This window comes from Modestobacter muralis (assembly GCF_010682105.1).
GTDB classification, from domain to species: domain Bacteria; phylum Actinomycetota; class Actinomycetes; order Mycobacteriales; family Geodermatophilaceae; genus Modestobacter; species Modestobacter muralis.
In genome coordinates this window covers 83975-103953 of sequence record NZ_JAAGWH010000007.1, presented here as the reverse complement: position 1 = coordinate 103953, position 19979 = coordinate 83975, and the positions used below count along the sequence as shown (strand labels likewise).

Here is a 19979-nt window from a genome sequence, read left to right as displayed (position 1 = left end):
ACATGGACCTCAACAGCGACCTCGGCGAGGGCTTCGGTCAGTGGACCCTCGGCGACGACGACGCGCTGCTCGGCGTGGTCACCAGCGCCAACGTCGCCTGCGGCTTCCACGCCAGCGACGCGGCGATCATGGCGCGGGTGTGCGACAAGGCGGTGGCGTCCGGCGTCGCCATCGGCGCCCAGGTCGGCTACCGGGACCTGCCCGGCTTCGGCCGCCGGTTCATCGACATGGAGCCCGAGGCGCTCACCGCCGACGTGGTCTACCAGGTCGGCGCGCTGCAGGCCTTCGCCCGGATCGCCGGCGACCGGGTGCGCTACGTGAAGCCGCACGGCGCGCTCTACAACGCGATCGTGCACCACGAGGAGCAGGCCGCGGCGGTGGTGGCCGCGGTCGTGGCGCTGGACCCGACGCTGCCGGTGCTCGGGCTCCCCGGCTCGGCCTGGCTGCGCCTGGCCGCCGAGGCCGGGCTGACCGTGGTGCACGAGGCCTTCGCCGACCGGGCCTACACGCCGGAGGGCACGCTGGTGTCCCGCCGGCTGCCCGGCGCGGTGCTGCACGACCCGGCCGAGATCGCCGCGCGCTGCGTGGCCATGGCGGCCGGCGAGCCGGTCCGGGACGTCGAGGGCGGCGAGCTGACCCTCACGCCGGGCTCCATCTGCGTGCACGGCGACACCCCGGGCGCGGTGGGGATCGCCCGGCAGGTGCGGGCGGCGCTGACCGCGGCCGGGGTCACCCTGACCCCGTTCGCCACCGCCTGATGCGACTGCTGCCCAGCGGCAGCACCGCGCTGCTGGTCGAGGTCGACGGGCTGGACGACGTGCTGGCGCTCTACGCCGCGCTGGCCGACGCCCCACCGGAGGGCGTCGTCGACATCGTGCCGGCCGGCCGCACGGTGCTGCTGGTGACCGACCCGGCGCGGACCACCCTCGCCGCGGTGGCCGCGGCGGTGCGGACGACGACCCCGCGCCCCGGCGCCCAGCGGTCCGGGGACGCCGTCGAGCTGCCGGTGCACTACGACGGCGCCGACCTCGCCGACGCCGCCGGGCTGCTGGGGCTGACGCCCGACCAGCTGGTCGAGCGGCACACCGGCGAGCCGTGGACCGTGGCCTTCTGCGGGTTCGCGCCCGGGTTCGGCTACCTCGTCCAGCCCGGGGGTGCGTGGGACGTCCCGCGCCGGGCCACCCCGCGGACCAGGGTGCCGCCGGGCTCGGTGGCACTGGCCGGGGAGTTCAGCGGCGTCTACCCGCGGGAGTCCCCCGGCGGCTGGCAGCTCATCGGCCGCACCGACGTCGCCGTCTTCGACCTCGCCCGCGACCCGGCGGCACTGCTGCAGCCAGGCACCCGGGTGCGCTTCGTGGCCGTCCCGTGAGCCTCACCGTGCTGGCCCCGGGCCCGCTGACCACCGTGCAGGACGAGGGCCGCCCCGGCCAGGCCGCGCTGGGCATCGGCCGCTCCGGGGTCGCCGACCGCGCCTCGGCCCGGCTGGCCAACCGGCTGGTGGGCAACCCGCCCGACGCCGCGGTGCTGGAGGTGACCCTCGGCGGGCTGGCCGTGCGCGCGAGGACCGACCTGCTCGTGGTCACCACCGGCGCCCGCTGCCCCGGCTCCCCGCACGACGCCCCGACCCTGCTGCGCGCCGGTGCGGAGCTGCGGCTCGGCGTCCCCGCCGCCGGGCTGCGCACCTACCTGGCGGTGCGCGGCGGGATCGCCGTCCCGCCGGTGCTGGGCTCGCGCGCCACCGACGTCCTGGCCGGGCTGGGCCCGGCCGTCGTCGCCGCCGGGGACGTGCTGCCGGTCGGTGTGCCGGCCGCGCCGCTGCCCGGGGTGGACCTCGCCGCGGTGCCCGACCCGAGCGGCGACGACCTGACCGTCGCGCTGCTGCCCGGCCCGCGCGCGGACTGGTTCGGCGAGGCCGGCTGGACTGCGTTGACCGGACAGCGGTGGACGGTCACCAGCGAGAGCAACCGGGTCGGCCTGCGCCTGGACGGCGTCCCGCTGGAACGGTTGCGCGCCGGTGAGCTGCCCAGCGAGGGCATGGTCCGCGGGGCGCTGCAGGTGCCGCCGTCGGGCACGCCGGTGCTCTTCCTCGCCGACCACCCGGTCACCGGCGGCTACCCGGTGATCGGCTACGTGACCGACGCCGACGTCGACCGCTGCGCCCAGCTGCGCCCCGGCCAGGGGCTGGTGCTGCGGGGGTCGGCCGGTCAGTCCAAGGGGTAGGCCGAGCCGCCCCGGAGCCGGGCGCGGGCGGCGGTCACCAGCGGGGCGAGGACGACGCCGTCGCGGGCGAGCCGGGCGCGCAGCTGGCGGCGGTGGGTGAGCACCCCGACCAGGCCGATCGCCCAGAAGACGTACTGCACCGCGAAGGCCGCCCGGAAGGCGTCCAGGGAGTAGGCGGTGGAGCTGCCCGGGGTCATCGCGTCGAGCACGGAGCCGATGGCCAGCACGGTGAGCAGCGAGGCGACGAACCCGCCGACGTTGACCACACCGCTGGCGCTGCCGGAGCGCTCGACCGGGTTCTCGGTGCGGGCGAAGTCGAAGCCGATCATCGACCCCGGCCCGTTCGTGCCCAGCACCAGCACCAGGACGACGAGCAGCCACAGCGGCGCCCGGCCCGGCCACAGCAGGACGACGGTCCAGGTGGCCGCGGTCAGACCGAGGATGCCGAACACCAGGTTGGACCGGCGCAGCGGCCACCGGGCGACGAGCCGGCCCAGCAACGGCCCGAAGCCCATGCCGACGACGACCAGCAGGCTCAACAGCGTGGCCGCGACCCCGTCGGACAGCCCCTGGCCGGTGGTGAGGAAGGGGTACCCCCAGAGCAGGGCGAACACGGTGCCGGAGAACTGGGTGACCAGGTGGGTGAACAAGCCGATCCGGGTGCCCGGCTCCCGCCACGTGTCGACCAGGTTCTGCCGGACCTGGCCCAGCCCGAGCGGTGGGGCCAGCACGGTGCCGGGCGGGGCGTCGCGCAGCGCCACCAGCACCAGGACCGCTGCCAGCACGCCCATGCCCGCAGCCCCCAGGAAGGTGGGCTCCCAGCCGGCGGAGTGCAGCAGCCGCACCAGCGGGTAGGCCGCCGCGATCTGGCCGACCTGGCCGAGGATGCCGGTCAGCTGGGTGACGACCGGGACCACCCGGCCGGGGAACCACAGCGCGACCAGCCGCAGCACGCTGATGAAGGTCATCGCGTCCCCGGCGCCGACCAGCACCCGGGCCACCACCGCGGTCGGCACGTCGTCGGCCAGCGCCAGCACGAGCTGGCCCACCGACATGGTCAGCGCCCCGGCCAGGATCATCCGGCGGGAGCCGAACCGGTCCAGCGCGACCCCGACCGGCACCTGCAGCCCGGCGTAGACGGCCAGCTGCAGCACCAGGAACAGCGAGATCGCCGACGCCCCCGCGGAGAACCGCTCCTGCGCCTCGATCCCGGCCACCCCGAGCGAGGCCCGGTGGAAGATCGCGATCGCGTAGGCGACCAGCGCGATCCCCCAGATCACGTAGGCGCGGCGGGGGGTGCGGGCCGACGTCACGCTGGGGGTGGACACGTACACAGAGGACAACACGACCCGCGCGGAGCTTCCACCCGGGGCCGGTGAGCTGCCTCACCGGCCCCTCCGGCGGGCTCACTCGAAGACGACGGTCCGGCTCCCGCTGACGATGATCCGGTTCTCGGTGTGCCAGCGGACGGCGCGGGCCAGCGCCCGGGTCTCGGCCTCCCGGCCACGGGCGGCGAGCTGCTCGGGGGTCAGCGCGTGGTCGACCCGCAGCATCTCCTGCTCGATGATCGGGCCCTCGTCGAGGTCGGCGGTGACGTAGTGCGCGGTCGCGCCGATGAACTTGACCCCGCGGGCGTGCGCCTGGTGGTAGGGCCGCGCGCCCTTGAAGCTGGGCAGCATCGAGTGGTGGATGTTGATGGCCCGGCCCTCGAGCCGGCGGCACAGGTCCTCGGAGAGGATCTGCATGTAGCGGGCCAGCACCACCAGCTCGACCTGCTCGGCGCGGACGACCTCCAGCAGCGCCGCCTCGGCCTCGGGCTTGGTGTCGCGGGTGACCGGCACGTGGTGGAAGGGCACGCCGTAGAACTCCGCGGTGCCGGCCAGGGTGGCGTGGTTGGACACGACCGCGACCACGTCGAGGTTGAGCTCGCCGATGGAGTTGCGGAACAGCAGGTCGTTGAGGCAGTGCGCGTACTGGCTCACCATGATCAGCACCCGCTGCCGGGCCGCGGCGTCGGTCATCCGCCAGTTCATCCCGAAGGTGGCGGCGATCGGCTCGAACGTCCGGCGCAGGCCGTCGAGGTCCAGCGGCGCACCGTCGGTGTGCGCGAACTCCACGCGCATGAAGAACATCCCGCTCACCGGGCTGTCGAACTGGTGGCTCTCCACGATGGTGCAGCGCTCGGTCACGAGCAGCCCGGACACCGCGTGGACGATGCCGGGGGCGTCCTGGCAGCTCAGTACCAGGACGCCGTGCTGGGCGTCGGCGGGCCGCGTCATCGCGCCTCCTCCGGTCAGGTGCCGGAGGCCGGTCGACCGGCCTCGGCTGGGTGGTCCCGCCGCTCCCGTGGTCGACGAGCCGACCACGGCGAGGGAGACGGTGCCGTGAACCTACGCAGCCCGGCGACGGGCCGAACACGGCAGATGACGACTCCGCGGCGGCGGGGAGTGCGAGCGCGCCCGCGACAATCGACGTAGCCGGGCGGGGCCGCCCCGTGCCGGTGCGGCCGGGCCACCGGGGACGACGCGGCGCACCCGCGCGCCGCGCGCCGACCGGACCTCGGCGACCTGTTGCCCCGCGCCCGGGAGAGCAGGCAGGCTGTGACCGGCGCCACGATCGACGGAGACCGTGCCCGCCGCACGCACCAGGAGGACCGATGCCCCCGAGGTACGCCCGATCCACCACGATCCACGGCGATCCGCGGTCGGTGGCCACCGCGACCGCCTTCGTCCGCGACGAGGTCGTGCCCGAGGTCGCCGCGATGGCGGGGTGCACCGGGCTGTCCCTGCTGGCCGACAGCGACTCGGGCACCTGCATCGTGACGACGTCCTGGCTCGACGAGGCCGCGATGCACGCGAGCCAGGAGGGCGTCGCCGCCTCCGCGGCACGCACCGCCGAGGTCCTCGGTGGCCGGCCGGAGCTGCAGGAGTGGGAGGTCGCCGCGATGCACCGGGTCCCCGAGGCCGGGCACGGCGCCCGGTCGCGCGTCACCTGGCTGCGCACCGGGCCCGACGCCGTCGACCGGGCCGTCGACGCCGTCCGCCTGTCGCTGATGCCCAAGCTCGACGACCTGCCCGGGTTCTGCAGCGTGAGCGTCATGGTGCGGCGGGCGGAGGGGCTCACGGTCGCGGCGGTCTCCTACGACAGCTCCGCGGACCTCGAGCAGGCGCGGGAGGGCGCCCGGGAGTTCCGGGAGGCCTTTGCCCCCGCCCTGGGCATCGAGGTCCTCGACTCCGCCGAGTTCGACGTCCCGATCGCCCACCTCCGAGTCCCGGAGACGACCTGAGCGCGCCCGCGGGGGCCTCCCACGACCGCCGGGCACCCATCTCGACACCGGAGAGACCATGACGTCCACCGACCTGCGCGGCGAGGTCGCGCCCGGCACCGTCGTGCTGGTCACCGGCGGCGCGCGCGGCATCGGCGCGGAACTGAGCCGGCACCTGGCTGCGCAGGGAGCGGCCGTGGTCACCGCCGACGTCGTCGAGGCGACCGAGGAGACCGGCGGGCTGGACATCACGCACGTGCGGGCGGACGTGAGCGACGAGGCGTCCTGGCGGGAGCTCGTGGCGGCGACCCTCGACCGGCACGGCCGCATCGACGCGCTCGTCAACAACGCCGCGATCTACCAGGGGCTGGGGGTCAAGCAGCCGTTCACCGACATCCCGGTCGAGGAGTGGGACCGGGTCATGGCGGTCAACACCCGCGGGGTGTGGCTGGGCATGCGGGCCGTCCACCCGGTCATGAAGGCGCAGGGGCGGGGCCGGGTGGTGAACATCGCCTCGTCCACGGTGCACACGGGGGTGCCGTACTTCGCCCACTACACGGCGTCCAAGGGCGCGGTGATCGCACTCACCCGCAGCGTGGCCCGGGAGGTCGGCGCGGACGGCATCACGGTGAACGCCGTCGCGCCCGGGCTGGTCGAGACCGAGGCCACCCGGTCCCTCAACGACGCGGACTACCTGGCCGCCTCGGCCGGCCGCCGGGCCGTCCCGCGCGCGATGGAGCCCGGGGACCTGGCGCCGGTGGTGTCCTTCCTGTGCTCGGAGGGCAGCGGCTTCCTCACCGGGCAGACGCTCATCGTGGACGGCGGGGTCGCCTTCAGCTGACGCCTCCGGCGCGGGCCGTGCCGGCCGCTCCCGGCGCCAGGGCACTGCGCAGGAAGGCCGCGACCGCCGCCAGGCTCGCGGGGGTCTCGAACGCCGGGTCCTCGTGGTTCGCCCCGGCCAGCAGCCAGAGCGACGAGTCCACGCCCTGGGCCCGCAGCGCCCGGTGCAGGGCGCGGCTGTGCTCGGCGGGCACCATGCCGTCCCGGTCCCCGTGCACGAGGAGGAAGGGCGGGGCCCCGCGGTGCACGTGCGTGACCGGGCTGGCCGCCCGCGCCTCGGCCATCACGTGCTGCAGGGACGCAGCGCCCAGCAGCAGCGCCTCCGGCGACGGGTCGGTCCGCGGCCCGGTCATGAACGGTGGCGGCGGCCCCGCCGGCACGTCGGTGTCCCGCAGCGTGAGGTCGGTGACGGGGAACCAGCACACGGCGGCCTGCACCGAGCTGTCCCCGAGGTCGGGATCGCGGTCGTCGGGGCACAGCGCCAGCAGGGCAGCCAGGTGCCCACCCGCCGACGCCCCCCAGACGCCGACCCGCTCCGCGTCCACGCCCAGGTCCGCGGCGTTGCGGCGCAGCCACCGGACCGCCGCCCGGACGTCGTCCAGCGGCGCCGGGAACGTCGCGGCACCGCTGAGCCGGTACTGCACGGCGGCGACCGCCACCCCGCTCGCGGCCACGGGCAGCAGCCGTTCCGCGGCCCGGGCCGTGCGCGACCCGCGCGCCCAGCCGCCTCCGTGCAGCCACAGGCACAGCGGCGCCGGTGGGCCCGCCGGCAGGTACAGGTCCAGCTGCAGCTCCACCCCCTGCGGTGAGCTGTGGACCAGGTCCGAGCGCACCGTCACACCCGCAGGCCCTCCGGTCACGCCAGCACCCGACCGCGAGCGCTGCCGGCGTGGACCGCCGGGATCACCTCGTCGCGGAACAGCTGCACCGAGCGCAGCGAGGTGTCCAGGTCCAGCGACCCCCAGGCGAAGGAGCCCGCCACGTAGTTCACCTCGCCCACGGCCACGGCCTCGGCCACCTGCCGGGCGACCGTCTCCGGCGAACCGACGTAGAGCTTGCCCTCGGCGAGGAGCTGGTCGACGTCGACCGGCCGGGTGTGCCGCTCGTCGCCGTGCAGCCGCCACAGGTGGGTGAAGCTGGCGTGGTGGTCGGCGAAGGCCGGCCGCAGCAGGGCCATCGCCTCCTCGTCGGTCGGCGCGACGAGGACGTGCCGCATCAGCCCGAACCGCGGTGTCACGCCGGGCAGGCCATACCGGACCTCGCCCCGCCCGCTCGCCTCGCGGAAGCGGTCGAAGAAGACCCTGCTCTGCTCCCGGACCACCTCCAGCGGCGGGGAGACGAAGCCGAACCCGAAGACGACGTTGTAGCCCTCCTGCCCCAGCCGCGGGATCGAGGCGGCGTTGGACGTCGGGTACCACAGCGGCGGGTGCGGCCGCTGGAGCACCGGCACGTGCAGCTCGATCGGTTCCCCGTCCGGGCCCGGACGCCGGAAGACCCCGGTCTCCAGCGCCTCGAGGACGGCCGGCATCAGCTCCTCGAACCGGGCAGCGGCCTGCGCCGGCGTCAGCCCGTACATCGCGGCCTCGTGCGGGGAGGACCCCTTGCCGACCCCGATCTCCAGCCGCCCGCCGCTGAGCTGGTCGAGCATCCCGATCTCCTGCACGAGCCGCAGCGGGTCGTACAGCGGCACGATGAACGTCGTCGGTGCGAGCCGGATCCGTTCGGTGACCTGGGCGGCCGCGGCCATGAACAGCGCCGGGGACGGCGCCAGTCCCAGCGGGGTGCCGTGGTGCTCCGCGAGGTGGTAGACGTCGAACCCGCCTCGGTCGGCCTCGGCCAGCAGCCGCAGCCGGTCGGCGTAGACGGCGCCCGGCGTCCTCCCCGGCGTGGCGTCGATCCAGTCGAAGACGCCGAAGGTGACGTCCTGCCCGGCGTCTGCTGCTGCACCGTTCACTGCGCTGCCCGCTCCAGTGCCGCCCCGAGCCTCGGGTAGACCCGCCGCACGTTGCCCTCGAAGACCGCCGCGCGGGCCTCGTCGTCCAGGGACGAGGCCTCGACGTAGCGGCGGGTGTCGTCGTAGTACTGGCCGGTCCGCGGGTCCTTGCCGCGGACCGCGCCGACCATCTCCGACCCGAACAGCACGTTGGCGGTGTCGACCACCTCCAGCAGCAGGTCGATCCCCGGCTGGTGGTAAACGCAGGTGTCGAAGAAGACGTTGCCCATCACGTTGGTCTCCACCGGTGGCTGCCCGAGCATGTCGGCCAGCCCGCGGTAGCGGCCCCAGTGGTAGGGCACCGCTCCCCCACCGTGCGGGACCACCAGCCGCAGGTCGGGCAGGTCGGTGAACAGCGAGCCCTGGACCAGCTGCATGAACGCGGTCGTGTCGGCGTTGATGTAGTACGCCCCGGTCGCGTGGAACACCGGGGTGGCCGACGCCGAGACGTGCACCATCGCCGGGACGTCGAGGTCGGTCATCGCCTCGTAGAAGGGGTACCAGCTGCGGTCGGTCAGCGCCGGGGAGGTCCAGAACCCGCCGCTGGGGTCGGGGTTGAGGTTGCAGCCGACGAAGCCCAGCTGCTCCACGCACCGGCGCAGCTCGGCGATCGAGTCCTCGATCGGCGCGCCGGGTGACTGCGGCAGCTGGCAGACGCCGACGAACCGGTCCGGGTACAGGGCGGTGACCCGGGCGACGAGGTCGTTGCAGCGGCGGGTCCACTCCTGGCTGACCGCGGAGTCGCCGACGTGGTGGGCCATCGCCGACGCCCGCGGGGAGAACAGCGTGACGTCGATGCCGCGCTCGTCCATCAGCCGCAGCTGGCTGCCCTCGATCGTCTCCCGGATCTCGTCGTCGCTGATCTGCGGGTAGGCCGGGGTGCTGTCCCCCGCCTCCCACGCGGCGACCTGCGCCTGGCGCCAGGCGGTGTGCGCGGCGGGCGCGGTCGTGTAGTGCCCGTGGCAGTCGATGATCACGGTGTCGCCTCCCGGGCGTCGCGGGGGTGGGTGTCGCTGGGCCGGCTGTCCTGGGGGTCGGCGTCCCGGAGCTGGACGAGGAGGTCGCGGGCGGCGGCGGCGATCCGCGGTTCCACGCCCAGGTCGCGCAGCTGCTCGGTGGCCGCGGTCATCTCGTCGGCCCGGCGGCGGGCGTGCCGGTGGGTGCCGTCGACGAGCCGGTCGATCGCGTGCGCGTCGAAGCCGGCGAGCTCGGCGCCGATGTCGCCGCGCAGCCAGTCGCCGCAGCCGGCCCGTTCTGCCCCGGCCAGCGCCTCGACGACCGCCGCGGCCAGGCCCTTGTAGAAGACGCTGCGCAGCAGCTTGCGGGAGATGGCCTCCCCGACCGCCCCGGGCTGCACGGTCACCTGCGCGCCCAACGCCGACAGCTCCGCCGCGTACCACTCCGCCGCCGGTCCCGACACCAGCATCGGCGTGCGCAGCCCCTTCCCCGGCACCGGCGCCATCAGGGCGACGTCGACGACCGGCACCGCTTCCCCCGCCGCCTGCGCCAGGGCCACCTTGAGGGCGGGGGCGGCGGTGTTGAGGTCGGCCCAGACCGTGCCCGGTCGCAGCGCGGGCAGCGCGGCGGTCAGCGCGGGCCGCGCGTCGTGGGAGCTGTTGACGCTGAGCACCAGGTCGGCGTCGGCGACCGCGGCCGCCTCGCCGTCCCGGGGGTCGACGCCGGCCACGGAGATCCCCTTCGGGTCGTACCCGCGCACGTCGGCCCCCGCCGCGACCAGGTCCCGGGCGATCTCCGACCCGGCCTCGCCCAGGCCGAGCACCGCGATCCGGGTGCTCACGCCTGCTGCTCCCCCACCGGTGGCGTGCCGTGGGTGTGGAAGGTGGAGATGGTCTGCAGGCCCCACGCCTGGCCCTTGGCGCGCTCGGCCGCCGACCAGTCGACCGGCTGCCAGTCCGGCGCGAGCACCAGCCGGGCGCCGGGGTTGTCCAGCTCGATCCGGTTGCCGGCCGGGTCCCAGACGTAGAGGAAGAAGCTCTGCTGGATGGTGTGCTTGTGCGGCCCCGTCTCGATGTGGATGCCGTGCTCGAGCGCCAGGTCCGCGGCCCGGAGCACGTCGTCGCGGCTGTCGACGGCGAAGGCCAGGTGGTGCAGCCGGCCGGCGGTCCCGGTGTTGTCCCGGGTCCACACGGCGTCGTAGCCCTTGTTGGTGAACGTCGTCCAGCTGCCGGCGACCCCGTCGTCCAGCACGATCTGCTCGGTGATCATCCCGCCGAGGACGTCGACGGCGAAGTCCCGGTTGGCGACGGGGTCGACCCCGAGGTAGTTGATGTGGTCGATGCGCCGCACGCTGACGCCGCGGCCGGGGTAGGCCTGCGCCTGGTTCTTCAGCGCCGGCACGAGGTCGCCCTCCGGCCGGTACCACTCGGTCTCGTGGTAGACGCCCATCTCGTGGCCGTCGGGGTCGGTGAAGACGTAGACCGGGCCGTAGCCGGGGTCGCCGTCCTGCCAGCCCCGCCCGAGGCCGGTCGCCTCGATCGCGGCCACCCGGCGCTGCAGCGCCTCCGGCGTGCTGGCCCGGAAGTTGGTCCGGCCCACCCCCGGTTGGGCGGCGGCGGTGAGCTTGATGGTGGTGTTCTCGTAGTCGTCCCAGGCGCGCAAGAGGACCGAGTCGCCGGTCCGGCCGGTCTCCGTCATCCCGAGGTAGCGGACGTAGAAGTCCAGGCACTCCTCCGGCTTGTCGGTGAGCAGCTCGACGTGGGCGAGGTGGGCGATGTCGTGCAGCGGGGGCACAGCACTCTCCTTTGAGCACGTGGTCCTGCGTGGATGGGGGTGACCGTCAGCGGGGGAAGGCCGTGCCGTCGAACAGCTTGCGGGCGGTGCGGACGACGCCGGAGCGGACCACCCGTGGCGGTGTCACGGCCGCGTCGACGACGACGTCGACGAGCAGGTGCCCGGTCGGGTGCTCGACGTCGACCTGCGAGGTGCCGGCCGGCCAGTCGGCGGTGAGCTCGTGCCCGACCGCGCCGGGCAGCAGCATCCCGGTGACGACGCTGACCGCGCCGAGCACGCCGATCGAGCTGTGCGGCTGCACCGGGATGAAGGAGCGGGTGCTCACCTGCCCACCGTCCCGCGGGGCGGCGAGCAGCACCGTCTTGGGCACCGAGGACGAGGACACGTCACCCATCCCCATCAGCCCGGCGGCCTCGCGGCGGAAGGCGTCGACCCGTGCCAGCAGCGCGGCGTCGGCGGCGAGCTCCTCGTGCGGTTCGTACCCGGTGAGGCCGAACGCCTCGGCCGTCGCCAGGACGACGGGCATGCCGTTGTCGACGCAGGTGACCTCGATGCCGGCGACGGTGTCCCGGACGCGCCCGGTCGGCAGCAGCGCCCCGGTGGCCGAGCCCTCGGTGTCGGTGAAGGCGAGCACCACCGGCGCGGCGGTCCCGGGGACGCCGGCGATCGCCACGTCGCCGCGGTACTCGACCCGCCCGCCGGGGGTGGGGAAGGTGGCCACGGCGACGCTGTCGGAGTTGACCATCCGGATCCGCACGCTGGTCTCCGCCTCGGCCGCCGGCACCAGGCCGCGCTCGACGGCGAACGGCCCGACGCCGGCCAGCACGTTGCCGCAGTTCTGCCGGTCGCTGACCGTCGCCTCGTCCACACCCAGTTGCAGGAACAGGTAGTCGACGTCGACGTCGGGGCGCTGCGACGGCGAGACCACCGCGACCTTGCTGGTCAGCGTCGTGGCACCACCCAGCCCGTCGATCTGCCGCGGGTCCGGGGTGCCCATCAGGCGCAGCAGGAGGTCGTCGCGCTCGGCGGGGTCGGCGGGCAGGTCGCGGGCCTCGAAGAACAGCCCCCGCGAGGTGCCACCGCGCAGCATCGTGCAGCGGACGCCGGTCTCGGCGTACGTCACTGCTCGGCCACCCACTGCGCGTGCGGCACGTACTCGATGCCGAACCCGGGCAGCTCCGCGCGCAGGCCGTAGCGGTCCAGGCCTAGCTCGCCGCGCTGGAAGGCCTCGCGGCTGGCGGCCTCCTTGTCCAGCCGGGCCTGGGAGGCGGTCAGCGCCCGCGGGACGTCGCCGCGCGGCACGACCATCACCCCGTCGTCGTCGGCGACGACCACGTCACCGGGGCAGATCTGCTGGCCGCCCAGGACGACGGGCACGTTGACGGCACCGGCGGTGGCCTTGACCGAGCCCTGCGCGCTGACCGCCGTGGACCAGGCGGGGAAGCCCATCTCCCGGAGCTCGGCGACGTCGCGGACGCCGCTGCCCAGCACCACGCCGCGGACCCCGCGCTGGGCCAGCGCGGTGGCGAACAGCTCCCCGAACAGCCCGTCGGTGGACGGGGAGTTCGTGGCGACCACGAGCACGTCGCCGGGCCGGCACTGCTCGACGGCGACATGGATCATCAGGTTGTCGCCGGGCCAGCACAGCGCCGTGACGGCGGTGCCGCCGATGCGGGCCCCGGCCCAGGCCGGCCGGAACGTCGGGCCCAGGTAGCCGACCCGGCCCAGCGCCTCGTGCACGGTGGCGGTGCCGAAGCCGCCGAGGGTCTCGGCGTCGCCCGGGTCGGCGCGGGGCGGATCGGTGACGACGACGTTCCTCATGCGGGGCCTCCGGGGGCGGTGGGCGTCTGGGTCAGGGCCGCGATGACGCTGCGGAAGTGGGCGACCGCAGCGGCCTCGGCCCGGTCGGGGTCGCGGTCGCTGATCGCGGCCACCAGCTCGGTCAGTTCGGCGAGGCTGACCCGCGGGCGGCCGGGGCGGAGCGAGAGCTGGAACTGGTGGCGGACCAGCTGGGCCTGGAGCTTCCCGACGAGGTCGGCGGCCACCGCGTGCCGGGCCACCTCGGCGACCAGGCCGTGCAGCTGCTGGATCAGCTCGCCGTACTTGAGCACGTCACCGGCGGCGACGGCGCCGGTCATCGTCTCCAGGTGCGCGCTCAGCCGGTCGGCCTCGGCGTCGGTGACGCGCTCGGCGGCCTTGCGGGCGAGCAGCGCCTCCAGCGGCATGCGGCACTCGGTGATCTCGACGGCCTCGGCCGTGGACACCACCCGCACCCGCGCCCCCCGGTGGGGCACCCGCTCGACCAGGCGCTCGGCGACGAGCGCGTCCAGCGCCAGCCGGACGCTGCCCCGGCTGACCCCGAGCTGCTGGACCAGGTCGGCCTCCACCAGGCGCAGGCCGGGCGGCAGGTCCCCGCGGGAGATCGCTGCGCGCAGGCCCCGGGCCGCGTGCTCGTGCGGTGCGCTCACCGTCGCCTCCTCGCTCCAGGAGGCCGACGCTAGCGCGCGCTCACATGGATCGTCAACAATCCTGTCCGACGATCGCAGGTCGCTCTCCCGCGGTCAGCCGACGGTCAGCCGGACCGGGAGGGTCTCCCAGGCGCGCAGGGTGTTGTTGTGGTGCCGCCGGGTCGGACCGGCGAGCTCGATCGTCCGCACCCGGCGGGCCAGCGCGGTCAACACCGCCTCGGCCTCGAGGCGGGCGACGTGCTGGCCGACGCACTGGTGCAGGCCCATGCCGAAGCCGACGTGGCCGGAGGGGTCGCGGCCGAGGTCGTACCGGTCCGGCTCCGTCCAGCGCCGCGGGTCGCGGTTGGCCGCGGCGAGGAACATCAGCACCTTCCGGCCCTCCGGGACGACGGTGGAACCGATCCGCACGTCGGTGGTCGTGGTCCGGAAGAAGGTCTGCACCGGCGACTCCCAGCGGATCGCCTCGTCGAAGGCCACCCGGGCCAGCGACGGGTCGGCGACCAGCCGGGCCCACTGGTCGGGGTGCGTGGCGAAGCCGTACAGGATCGCCGAGATCGCGTGCACCGTGGTGTCGACGCCGGCGGTCAGCAGCGACCGGACCACCAGCGGTGCCTGCTGTGGGGTGATCTCACCGCGGTCGGCGGCCGCCCAGATCGCGGCCCCGAACCCGTCGCCGGTGAGCGCTTCCCGGGCGCACTGCTCCCCCACCCAGCCCGACAACTGCGCCACCCGGTGCTCGCCCTTCTGCACCAGGTCGTTGGGCGGGCCGAAGGCGTTGAACGCGTGGTCACCGTAGGGCAGCAGGTGCTCCCGCCCGTCGCGGCCGATGCCGACGGCGTCGGGGAACACCCGCAGTGGGAAGGCCTCGGCCAGCGCCGGCACGGCGTCGAACTCGGTGCCCGCGGCGAGCACCTGGTCGACGAGCTGCTCGGCGTCGGCGGTCCACCGCTCGCGCAGCGTGCGCAACGCCCGCTGGCCGAGCACGCTGGTCAGCACCCGGCGGGGCGCGTCGTGCCGCGGCGGATCGGCCTCCAGCAGCAGGCTCGGCGGCCGCCACGGCTCCTCGGTGCGGAAGTTCGACAGCCCCACCCCGGCCGCGGACTGGAAGCGCTGCCAGTCCACGAGCGCGGCGCGCACCTGCTCGTACCGGCCGACCGCGTGGACGTCGTAGCGGCTGAGGTAGACCACCGGCCCGGCCTCCCGCAGGGCGGTGTGGAACGGCAACGGGTCCTCGAGGACCTCGTGCGAGAAGGGGTCGGTGTCGTCCACCGGCACGTCGGCGACGGGGCTGGGAGCAAGGGTCATCGGGTTCTCCGGGTCACAGGTCGAGGACGAGGCGGTCGCTGCAGGAGCGGGAGACGCAGGGGTACATGCAGTCGCCGGCGGCCCGCTCGTCGTCGTCCAGCAGCGAGTCGCGGTGGTCGGGCACACCGGCGAGGACGGTCGTCTCGCAGGTGCCGCAGGTGCCCTGCCGACAGGAGGACAGCACCTCCACCCCGACCGCGGACAGCGCCTCGAGCACCGAGGTGTCCGGGGCGACGGTCACGGTGCGGCCGGAGCGGCGCAGCTCGACGTCGAAGGCGCCTGCGCGCACCGGGGCGCCCTGCTCGGCCGCGACGAACCGCTCGGTCCGCAGCGCGCGGGCCGGCCACCCGGCGCACGCCCGCTCCATCGCGGTGAGCAGCGGGCCGGGTCCGCACGCGTAGACCGGGGTGTCCGGCCGCGGGTGGCCGAGGAAGCCGGCCAGGTCGAGCAGCCCGTGCTCGTCCTGCGGTCGCACCTGCACCCGGTCGCCGTGGGCCGACAGCTCGTCGAGGAAGGCCATCGAGCCGCGGGTCCGGCCGCCGTAGAGCAGTCGCCACTCCGCGCCCAGCAGGTCGGCCTGCGCGATCATCGGCAGGATCGGCGTGATGCCGATGCCGCCGGCCACGAACAGGTAGGACCCCGCGGGCACCAGCGGGAAGTGGTTCCGCGGGCCACCGAGGCCGACCACGTGCCCGGGCGCGAGCTGCTCGTGCACGTAGCTCGACCCGCCGCGGCCGGCCGGCTCCAGCAGCACGCCGACCCGGTAGCTGTACGCGTCCCAGCGGTCCCCGCACAGCGAGTACTGGCGGGTGAGTCCGTTGTCCAGCGTGAGGTCGACGTGTGCGCCCGGCGTCCAGTCCGGCAGCCGCCCGCCGTCCGGGGCCGCGAGCGTCAGCGTCACGACACCGTCGGCCACCCGGACCTTGTCATGCACCTGCACCTGCGCGCGGTCCGTGCCGCTGCGCCAGCGGGCGCCCACCTGCTCCACACCGAGCACGCCGACCTCCTCGTCGTTGCCGTCCAGCGTGCGGGGCGGGGTCGGCGGGCAGAAGTGCCTTCTCAATGGGTGAGAGACTTGTGTCACACTCCGACCGTGGCGCGGACCCCGACCGGCGAGTCGGTGCTGGCCCGTGCGATCCGGGTGCTGGACGCCTTCACCGCGGACGAGCCGAGCCTGACCGTCGGCGAGGTCGCCCGGCGCAGCGGCCTGCACGTCGCGACGGCGTCCCGGCTGGTCGGCGAGCTCACCGCCCACGGGCTGCTGGAGCGCACGGCCGACCGGAGGGTGCGCGTCGGCGTCCGGCTCTGGGAGCTCGGCGCCCGCGCCTCACCGACGCTGGGCCTGCGGGAGGCGGCGATGCCGTTCCTGGAGGACGTGCACGCGGTGGTGGGCCACCACGTGCAGCTCGGGGTGCTCGACGGTGCCGACGTGCTGTTCCTCGAGCGGCTCACCGCCCGGGACGCCGTCATCAACTTCTCCCGGATCGCCGGCCGGCTGCCGCTGGCCACCTCGTCCTCCGGTGTGGTGCTGCTCGCGCACGCGCCGCACGAGCTCCAGGAGCAGGTCCTCGCCGCACCCCTGCGCCCGGTCACGCCGGCCGGGTTCGGCTCCCCCGCACAGCTGCGGGCCGCACTGGCCGAGGTGCGCCGTGGTCACGCCGCCGTGCTCGAGGGCCACCAGCACCCGGACGCGACCGGGGTCGCCGTCCCGGTGCGCGACGGCGACGGCCGGGTGGTCGCCTCGCTGTCGGTGATCGTGCCCAACGACGGGCGCGGCGCCGCCCTGGTCCCCCTGCTGCTGGCCACCGCCCTGGGCATCACCCGGGTGCTCCGGCGGCCGGCCGGAGGGGGGACCCGGACGGAGGGTGGCCCGTCCGGGGACGGGCCACCCCCGGGTCAGGCCGGGGTCACTCGAAGGCCTCGACCGTGTCGTAGCCCTTGCCGTTGAACTTCTGCACGACCACCGACGACACCGCCGGCTGACCGGCCTGGGTGGCGTCCACCGACGTGCCCGGCAGCATGAGCGGCGCCTCGAAGCCGGAGATCCCGCGCAGCGCCGTCATGAAGGCGTCCCGGGTCGGCTCGGTCATCTCCCCGAACGCCTGCTCCAGCGTCGCGCCGACCATCCAGCTCCACTGGCAGTGCGGGAACGCCGGCGGGTCCGGGTAGTTGCCGTACTGCTTCAGCGCCGCCAGGTACTCCACGACGTCCGGGTCGCCGGCGGCCGGGCCGGCCGGCGCCTTGGAGAACGCCACGGAGTACACGCCGGGGAACGCCGCGCCGCCGCCGGGCTGGAGGACCCCGCCGGGGCTGGAGGTGTTCGAGGGCAGGAACCAGCTGGGCTTCCAGTTCAGCTGCTGGGCCTTCTGCAGCGAGGAGACCGCGAGCGGGACCAGCGACATCGCGTTGAACATGACGTCGGCGCCGGTGGCGGCCAGCTGGGTCAGCTGCGCGTCGACCGAGGTGTCGGTCGCCTCGTAGGTGAGCTCCTCGACGATCTCGATGTTGCTCGCGCCCTCGACGGCGGACTTGAAGCCCTCGACGTAGCCCGCGCCGTAGTCGTCGTTCTGCGACAGGATCGCGACCTTGTGGGGCGCGCCCGAGGCCGCCAGCAGCTCGCCGAAGGCCTGGCCCTCGTTCTGGTAGACCGGCACGAAGCCGAGCTGCCAGGGGCTCTCCTCGGGGTCGCTGAACAGCGGGTCGCCGGTCATGATCAGCGCCTGGGGCACCTCGTCGGCGATCGCCGCGTCGCGCCAGGCGCGGTTCGTCGGGGTGCCCAGCCCCGCGGTCATCGCGAAGACGTCGTCCTTGAGCTGGTCGTAGTTCGCCTTGGCCTGCTGCGGGTCGTACGTGTCGTCCAGCGCCTCAATCTCGACCGTGCGCTTCTTCCCGTCACCGAACTGGACGCCGCCCTCGGCGTTCTTCGCACCGAAGTAGGCGGTGACGCCGGCGACCGTGCAGGTCCCCGGTCCTGCCGTGGCGCCGCTGAGCGGGGTGGTGATGCCGAGCCGGACCGTCGTGTCGGTGATGCCGGGGCTGGCCGCCCCCTCGGCACGACTCCCGCCCCCGCCGCCGCCCGCGGCGTCCCCCTCGCGGCCACAGCCCGAGACGGTCAGCGCCAGCGCCGTCGCCAGGGCGATGCCGACGGCCCTCCGCGATCGAGAGTGCATGTTCATGCGTGTCCTCGCCTCTCTGTTCCTGGTTCCTCCGTCGCGGTGGCCGACCCTGCGGTCGACAACGGAGTGGTCGGTGACGCACCGGGGCCGGGCTCGGCGCGCAGGCGCCGTCGGCCACGGCCCAGCCTGCGGACGAGCGACGCGAGGCCGCCGGGGAGGACGAAGAGCACGGCCAGCAGGACCACGCCCTGGAGCAGGGCCGTGAGGCTGGAGTCCACCTGGTTCGTCAGCTCCGGGACCAGCACGTAGTACGCGCCACCCAGGAGCGAGCCCACGATGCTGCCCGCACCGCCGATCACCATCGCGGCGACCAGCTCGATGGAGTGCCCGAAGCTCATCGTCTCCGGCGACGTGTACTGGATGACGAACATGTAGAGGAACCCGCTCACCCCGCCGATGAGCGAGGCGATCGTGAAGGCCAGCACCTTGTACCGGTACGGCGAGATGCCCATGGACGCCGCCACGGCCTCGTTGCCCTTGACGATGGCGAACGCCCGACCGAACTTGCCGCGGACGAGGCTGCGGGTCAGCAGGAAGACGATGCCGCCGATGACCAGCACGACGTAGAGCTGCCACTGGTCGTCGTAGAGCCCGGTCGCCTCGGGCGCGTCGGCGAAGCGCGCGGACAGGCCCTGCGAGCCGCCCGTGTAGTCGCTGAGCCGCTTGGCCAGCGGCACGCCGACGATGGGCAGCGCGATGGTGACCATGGCGATCGCGAGTCCGCCCAGGCGTGCCGCCGCCAGGGCCACGACCAGACCCGCGAGCGCGGCGCCCAGGCAGGCGAGGAGGAAGACCAGCACGACGTTCCAGTCCTGCTGGACCCCGTAGCCGGTGATGTAGGCACCCAGCCCGAGGAAGAAGATCTGACCGAGGGAGACCTGTCCGGTGTAGCCCATCACCACGTTGAGCCCCAGCACGGCGACGGCGAAGACGCCGATCCGGGCCAGCGTCTCGTTGGTGGACTCCGGGAGCACGAGGGGCAGCACGGCGAGCAGGACGACGAGCAGCAGCGGGGCTGCCCGTCGCACCCACGGGCGCTGCCGGAGGGAGGGGGCGGGGACGTCCACGGCGCGGGCCATCAGACGCGCACCACGGTCTTCCGGCCGAACAGGCCCTGGGGCCGGACGAGCAGCACGACGAAGATCAGGATGAACGGCACAGCCACCTTCAGGTCGTAGCCGATGAACGGGACGTACACGGCGGCGAGGTTCTCCAGCACGCCGATGAGCCACGCCGCGACGACGACGCCGACGGGGCTGGTGAGCCCGCCGAGGATGACGGCGGCCAGCGCGTAGACCAGGGCGTTGTCGAGCATCCCGGGGGTCAGCGTGAGCTGCGGGGCGACGAGGGCGCCGGCGACGGCGCCGAGTGCTGCGGCCAGGCCCCAGCCGACCATGAGCAGACGGCCGACGGGGAGCCCGGAGAACGCCGCGGACTCCGGGTTGTTCGCGACCGCACGCAGCGCCAGGCCGAGCTTCGTGCCGATGAACAGCGCCTGCAGCGCGACCATGACCACGACGATCACGGCCGTCGTCCCGAGCGAGCGCTGGCTGACCGAGACGCCCAGGAAGGACACCGTGTCCAGGGAGAACAGCGACGGGAACTGCTGGTTGTTGTAGGTCCACAGCCACCCGGCGACACCGGTGATCAGGGTCAGCAGGCCGATCGTGACGACCACGGCGGTGTCGGGGTCACCGCGCTCGAAGCGCCGCATCAGGAACCGCTCGACGAGAGCGCCGAAGACGATCGAGAAGACGATCGACACCAGGAGGGCCACGATCAGCGGCACGCCGCGGGTCGTCAGCCACCAGGCGATGTAGACCGACAGCACGGCCATCCCGCCCTGGGCGAAGTTGATCAGGCCGGTCGCCGAGTGGACGAGCACGATCGCCAGGGCGATCGCGGCGTAGACGGAGCCGGCCGACAGACCGTCGACGACGAGTTGGACGAAGGTGCCCATG

The 19979-nt window shown here is 74.4% G+C and carries 20 protein-coding genes and 1 pseudogene; 6 read left to right on the top strand and 15 right to left on the bottom strand.

What is annotated here, in order from left to right; genetic code table 11:
- Positions 1-2: 2 nt before the first annotated feature.
- From GCU67_RS02545 to GCU67_RS02535, 3 genes are read left to right on the top strand one after another with little or no spacing between them, the layout of a single operon-like run.
- Complete coding sequence (locus GCU67_RS02545; RefSeq protein ID WP_163609512.1) at positions 3-758, top strand: LamB/YcsF family protein; 756 nt, start codon at positions 3-5, stop codon at positions 756-758.
- On the top strand, positions 758-1369 hold the full coding sequence (locus GCU67_RS02540) for a 5-oxoprolinase subunit B family protein (protein WP_163609511.1): 612 nt from the start codon (positions 758-760) through the stop codon (positions 1367-1369). Before GCU67_RS02545 ends, GCU67_RS02540 begins: the two co-directional genes overlap by 1 nt.
- Positions 1366-2220: a 5-oxoprolinase/urea amidolyase family protein gene (locus GCU67_RS02535; protein ID WP_163609510.1), complete on the top strand. Its 855-nt coding sequence runs from the start codon at positions 1366-1368 to the stop codon at positions 2218-2220. The genes GCU67_RS02540 and GCU67_RS02535 overlap by 4 nt, the downstream gene beginning before the upstream one ends.
- On the opposite strand, the gene GCU67_RS02530 is transcribed toward GCU67_RS02535, so the two are convergent.
- Both GCU67_RS02530 and purU read right to left on the bottom strand, forming a co-directional pair.
- Positions 2205-3548, bottom strand: a complete 1344-nt coding sequence (locus GCU67_RS02530; protein ID WP_338104716.1) for an MFS transporter — start codon at positions 3546-3548, stop codon at positions 2205-2207. The two genes, GCU67_RS02535 and GCU67_RS02530, sit on opposite strands and share 16 nt — an antisense overlap.
- A 78-nt stretch (positions 3549-3626) precedes the next feature.
- On the bottom strand, positions 3627-4499 hold the full coding sequence (gene purU, locus GCU67_RS02525; protein ID WP_163609509.1) for a formyltetrahydrofolate deformylase: 873 nt from the start codon (positions 4497-4499) through the stop codon (positions 3627-3629).
- Between the two features lie 377 nt (positions 4500-4876).
- Between purU and GCU67_RS02520 the strand changes: the two genes are divergently transcribed.
- Together GCU67_RS02520 and GCU67_RS02515 are read left to right on the top strand one after the other, a co-directional pair.
- Positions 4877-5506 carry a hypothetical protein gene (locus GCU67_RS02520; protein WP_163609508.1) on the top strand — a complete coding sequence of 210 codons (630 nt, stop codon included), beginning with the start codon at positions 4877-4879 and terminating at the stop codon, positions 5504-5506.
- A 58-nt stretch (positions 5507-5564) separates the two neighbouring features.
- Positions 5565-6326, top strand: a complete 762-nt coding sequence (locus GCU67_RS02515) for an SDR family NAD(P)-dependent oxidoreductase (protein WP_163609507.1) — start codon at positions 5565-5567, stop codon at positions 6324-6326.
- Here GCU67_RS02515 and GCU67_RS02510 read toward each other — a convergent pair.
- The 10 genes and pseudogenes from GCU67_RS02510 to GCU67_RS02465 form a co-directional block, all read right to left on the bottom strand.
- Positions 6319-7158, bottom strand: a complete 840-nt coding sequence (locus GCU67_RS02510) for an alpha/beta hydrolase fold domain-containing protein (RefSeq protein WP_338104715.1) — start codon at positions 7156-7158, stop codon at positions 6319-6321. The two genes, GCU67_RS02515 and GCU67_RS02510, sit on opposite strands and share 8 nt — an antisense overlap.
- Positions 7159-7181: 23 nt before the next feature.
- Entirely contained in the window at positions 7182-8279 is a 1098-nt protein-coding gene (locus GCU67_RS02505; RefSeq protein ID WP_163609506.1) for an LLM class flavin-dependent oxidoreductase, read from the bottom strand.
- A complete protein-coding gene (locus GCU67_RS02500; RefSeq protein WP_163609505.1) occupies positions 8276-9295 on the bottom strand; it encodes an amidohydrolase family protein in 1020 nt (339 codons plus the stop codon). Before GCU67_RS02500 ends, GCU67_RS02505 begins: the two co-directional genes overlap by 4 nt.
- Entirely contained in the window at positions 9292-10116 is an 825-nt protein-coding gene (locus GCU67_RS02495; RefSeq protein ID WP_163609504.1) for a DUF1932 domain-containing protein, read from the bottom strand. Before GCU67_RS02495 ends, GCU67_RS02500 begins: the two co-directional genes overlap by 4 nt.
- Positions 10113-11069 carry a VOC family protein gene (locus tag GCU67_RS02490; RefSeq protein WP_163609503.1) on the bottom strand — a complete coding sequence of 319 codons (957 nt, stop codon included), beginning with the start codon at positions 11067-11069 and terminating at the stop codon, positions 10113-10115. Before GCU67_RS02490 ends, GCU67_RS02495 begins: the two co-directional genes overlap by 4 nt.
- 46 nt (positions 11070-11115) lie before the next feature.
- Entirely contained in the window at positions 11116-12192 is a 1077-nt protein-coding gene (locus GCU67_RS02485) for a 4-oxalomesaconate tautomerase (protein ID WP_163609502.1), read from the bottom strand.
- Complete coding sequence (locus GCU67_RS02480) at positions 12189-12890, bottom strand: 4-carboxy-4-hydroxy-2-oxoadipate aldolase/oxaloacetate decarboxylase (protein WP_163609501.1); 702 nt, start codon at positions 12888-12890, stop codon at positions 12189-12191. Before GCU67_RS02480 ends, GCU67_RS02485 begins: the two co-directional genes overlap by 4 nt.
- The gene (locus GCU67_RS02475) at positions 12887-13537 is read right to left on the bottom strand and encodes an FCD domain-containing protein (RefSeq protein ID WP_163609500.1); all 651 of its coding nucleotides are present in this window, start codon (positions 13535-13537) and stop codon (positions 12887-12889) included. Before GCU67_RS02475 ends, GCU67_RS02480 begins: the two co-directional genes overlap by 4 nt.
- 93 nt (positions 13538-13630) lie before the next feature.
- Positions 13631-14842 carry a cytochrome P450 gene (locus GCU67_RS02470; protein WP_163609499.1) on the bottom strand — a complete coding sequence of 404 codons (1212 nt, stop codon included), beginning with the start codon at positions 14840-14842 and terminating at the stop codon, positions 13631-13633.
- Between the two features lie 13 nt (positions 14843-14855).
- Positions 14856-15788, bottom strand: a pseudogene (locus GCU67_RS02465) (PDR/VanB family oxidoreductase); the annotation flags it as partial.
- A gap of 147 nt (positions 15789-15935) precedes the next feature.
- On the opposite strand from GCU67_RS02465, the gene GCU67_RS02460 reads away from it, so the two are divergent.
- The gene (locus GCU67_RS02460) at positions 15936-16790 is read left to right on the top strand and encodes an IclR family transcriptional regulator domain-containing protein (protein ID WP_163609498.1); all 855 of its coding nucleotides are present in this window, start codon (positions 15936-15938) and stop codon (positions 16788-16790) included.
- Here the strand turns inward: GCU67_RS02460 and GCU67_RS02455 are convergent.
- Genes GCU67_RS02455 through GCU67_RS02445 form a run of 3 tightly spaced genes read right to left on the bottom strand, consistent with a single transcriptional unit; the run spans position 16750 to position 19978 of the window.
- The gene (locus GCU67_RS02455) at positions 16750-18018 is read right to left on the bottom strand and encodes an ABC transporter substrate-binding protein (protein WP_211660619.1); all 1269 of its coding nucleotides are present in this window, start codon (positions 18016-18018) and stop codon (positions 16750-16752) included. The two genes, GCU67_RS02460 and GCU67_RS02455, sit on opposite strands and share 41 nt — an antisense overlap.
- Positions 18015-19097, bottom strand: coding sequence for a branched-chain amino acid ABC transporter permease (locus GCU67_RS02450; protein WP_163609497.1), 1083 nt, complete (start codon positions 19095-19097; stop codon positions 18015-18017). The genes GCU67_RS02455 and GCU67_RS02450 overlap by 4 nt, the downstream gene beginning before the upstream one ends.
- Complete coding sequence (locus tag GCU67_RS02445; RefSeq protein WP_163609496.1) at positions 19097-19978, bottom strand: branched-chain amino acid ABC transporter permease; 882 nt, start codon at positions 19976-19978, stop codon at positions 19097-19099. Before GCU67_RS02445 ends, GCU67_RS02450 begins: the two co-directional genes overlap by 1 nt.
- Position 19979 lies beyond the last annotated feature (1 nt).

Coding starts and splice junctions, on each gene's coding strand:
- GCU67_RS02545 (WP_163609512.1), top strand. CDS start 3: ATGGACCTCAACAGCGACCTCGGCGAGGGCTTCGGTCAGTGGACCCTC.
- GCU67_RS02540 (WP_163609511.1), top strand. CDS start 758: ATGCGACTGCTGCCCAGCGGCAGCACCGCGCTGCTGGTCGAGGTCGAC.
- purU (WP_163609509.1), bottom strand. CDS start 4,499: ATGACGCGGCCCGCCGACGCCCAGCACGGCGTCCTGGTACTGAGCTGC.
- GCU67_RS02520 (WP_163609508.1), top strand. CDS start 4,877: ATGCCCCCGAGGTACGCCCGATCCACCACGATCCACGGCGATCCGCGG.
- GCU67_RS02515 (WP_163609507.1), top strand. CDS start 5,565: ATGACGTCCACCGACCTGCGCGGCGAGGTCGCGCCCGGCACCGTCGTG.
- GCU67_RS02480 (WP_163609501.1), bottom strand. CDS start 12,890: ATGAGGAACGTCGTCGTCACCGATCCGCCCCGCGCCGACCCGGGCGAC.
- GCU67_RS02470 (WP_163609499.1), bottom strand. CDS start 14,842: ATGACCCTTGCTCCCAGCCCCGTCGCCGACGTGCCGGTGGACGACACC.
- GCU67_RS02455 (WP_211660619.1), bottom strand. CDS start 18,018: ATGAACATGCACTCTCGATCGCGGAGGGCCGTCGGCATCGCCCTGGCG.
- GCU67_RS02450 (WP_163609497.1), bottom strand. CDS start 19,097: ATGGCCCGCGCCGTGGACGTCCCCGCCCCCTCCCTCCGGCAGCGCCCG.
- GCU67_RS02445 (WP_163609496.1), bottom strand. CDS start 19,978: ATGGGCACCTTCGTCCAACTCGTCGTCGACGGTCTGTCGGCCGGCTCC.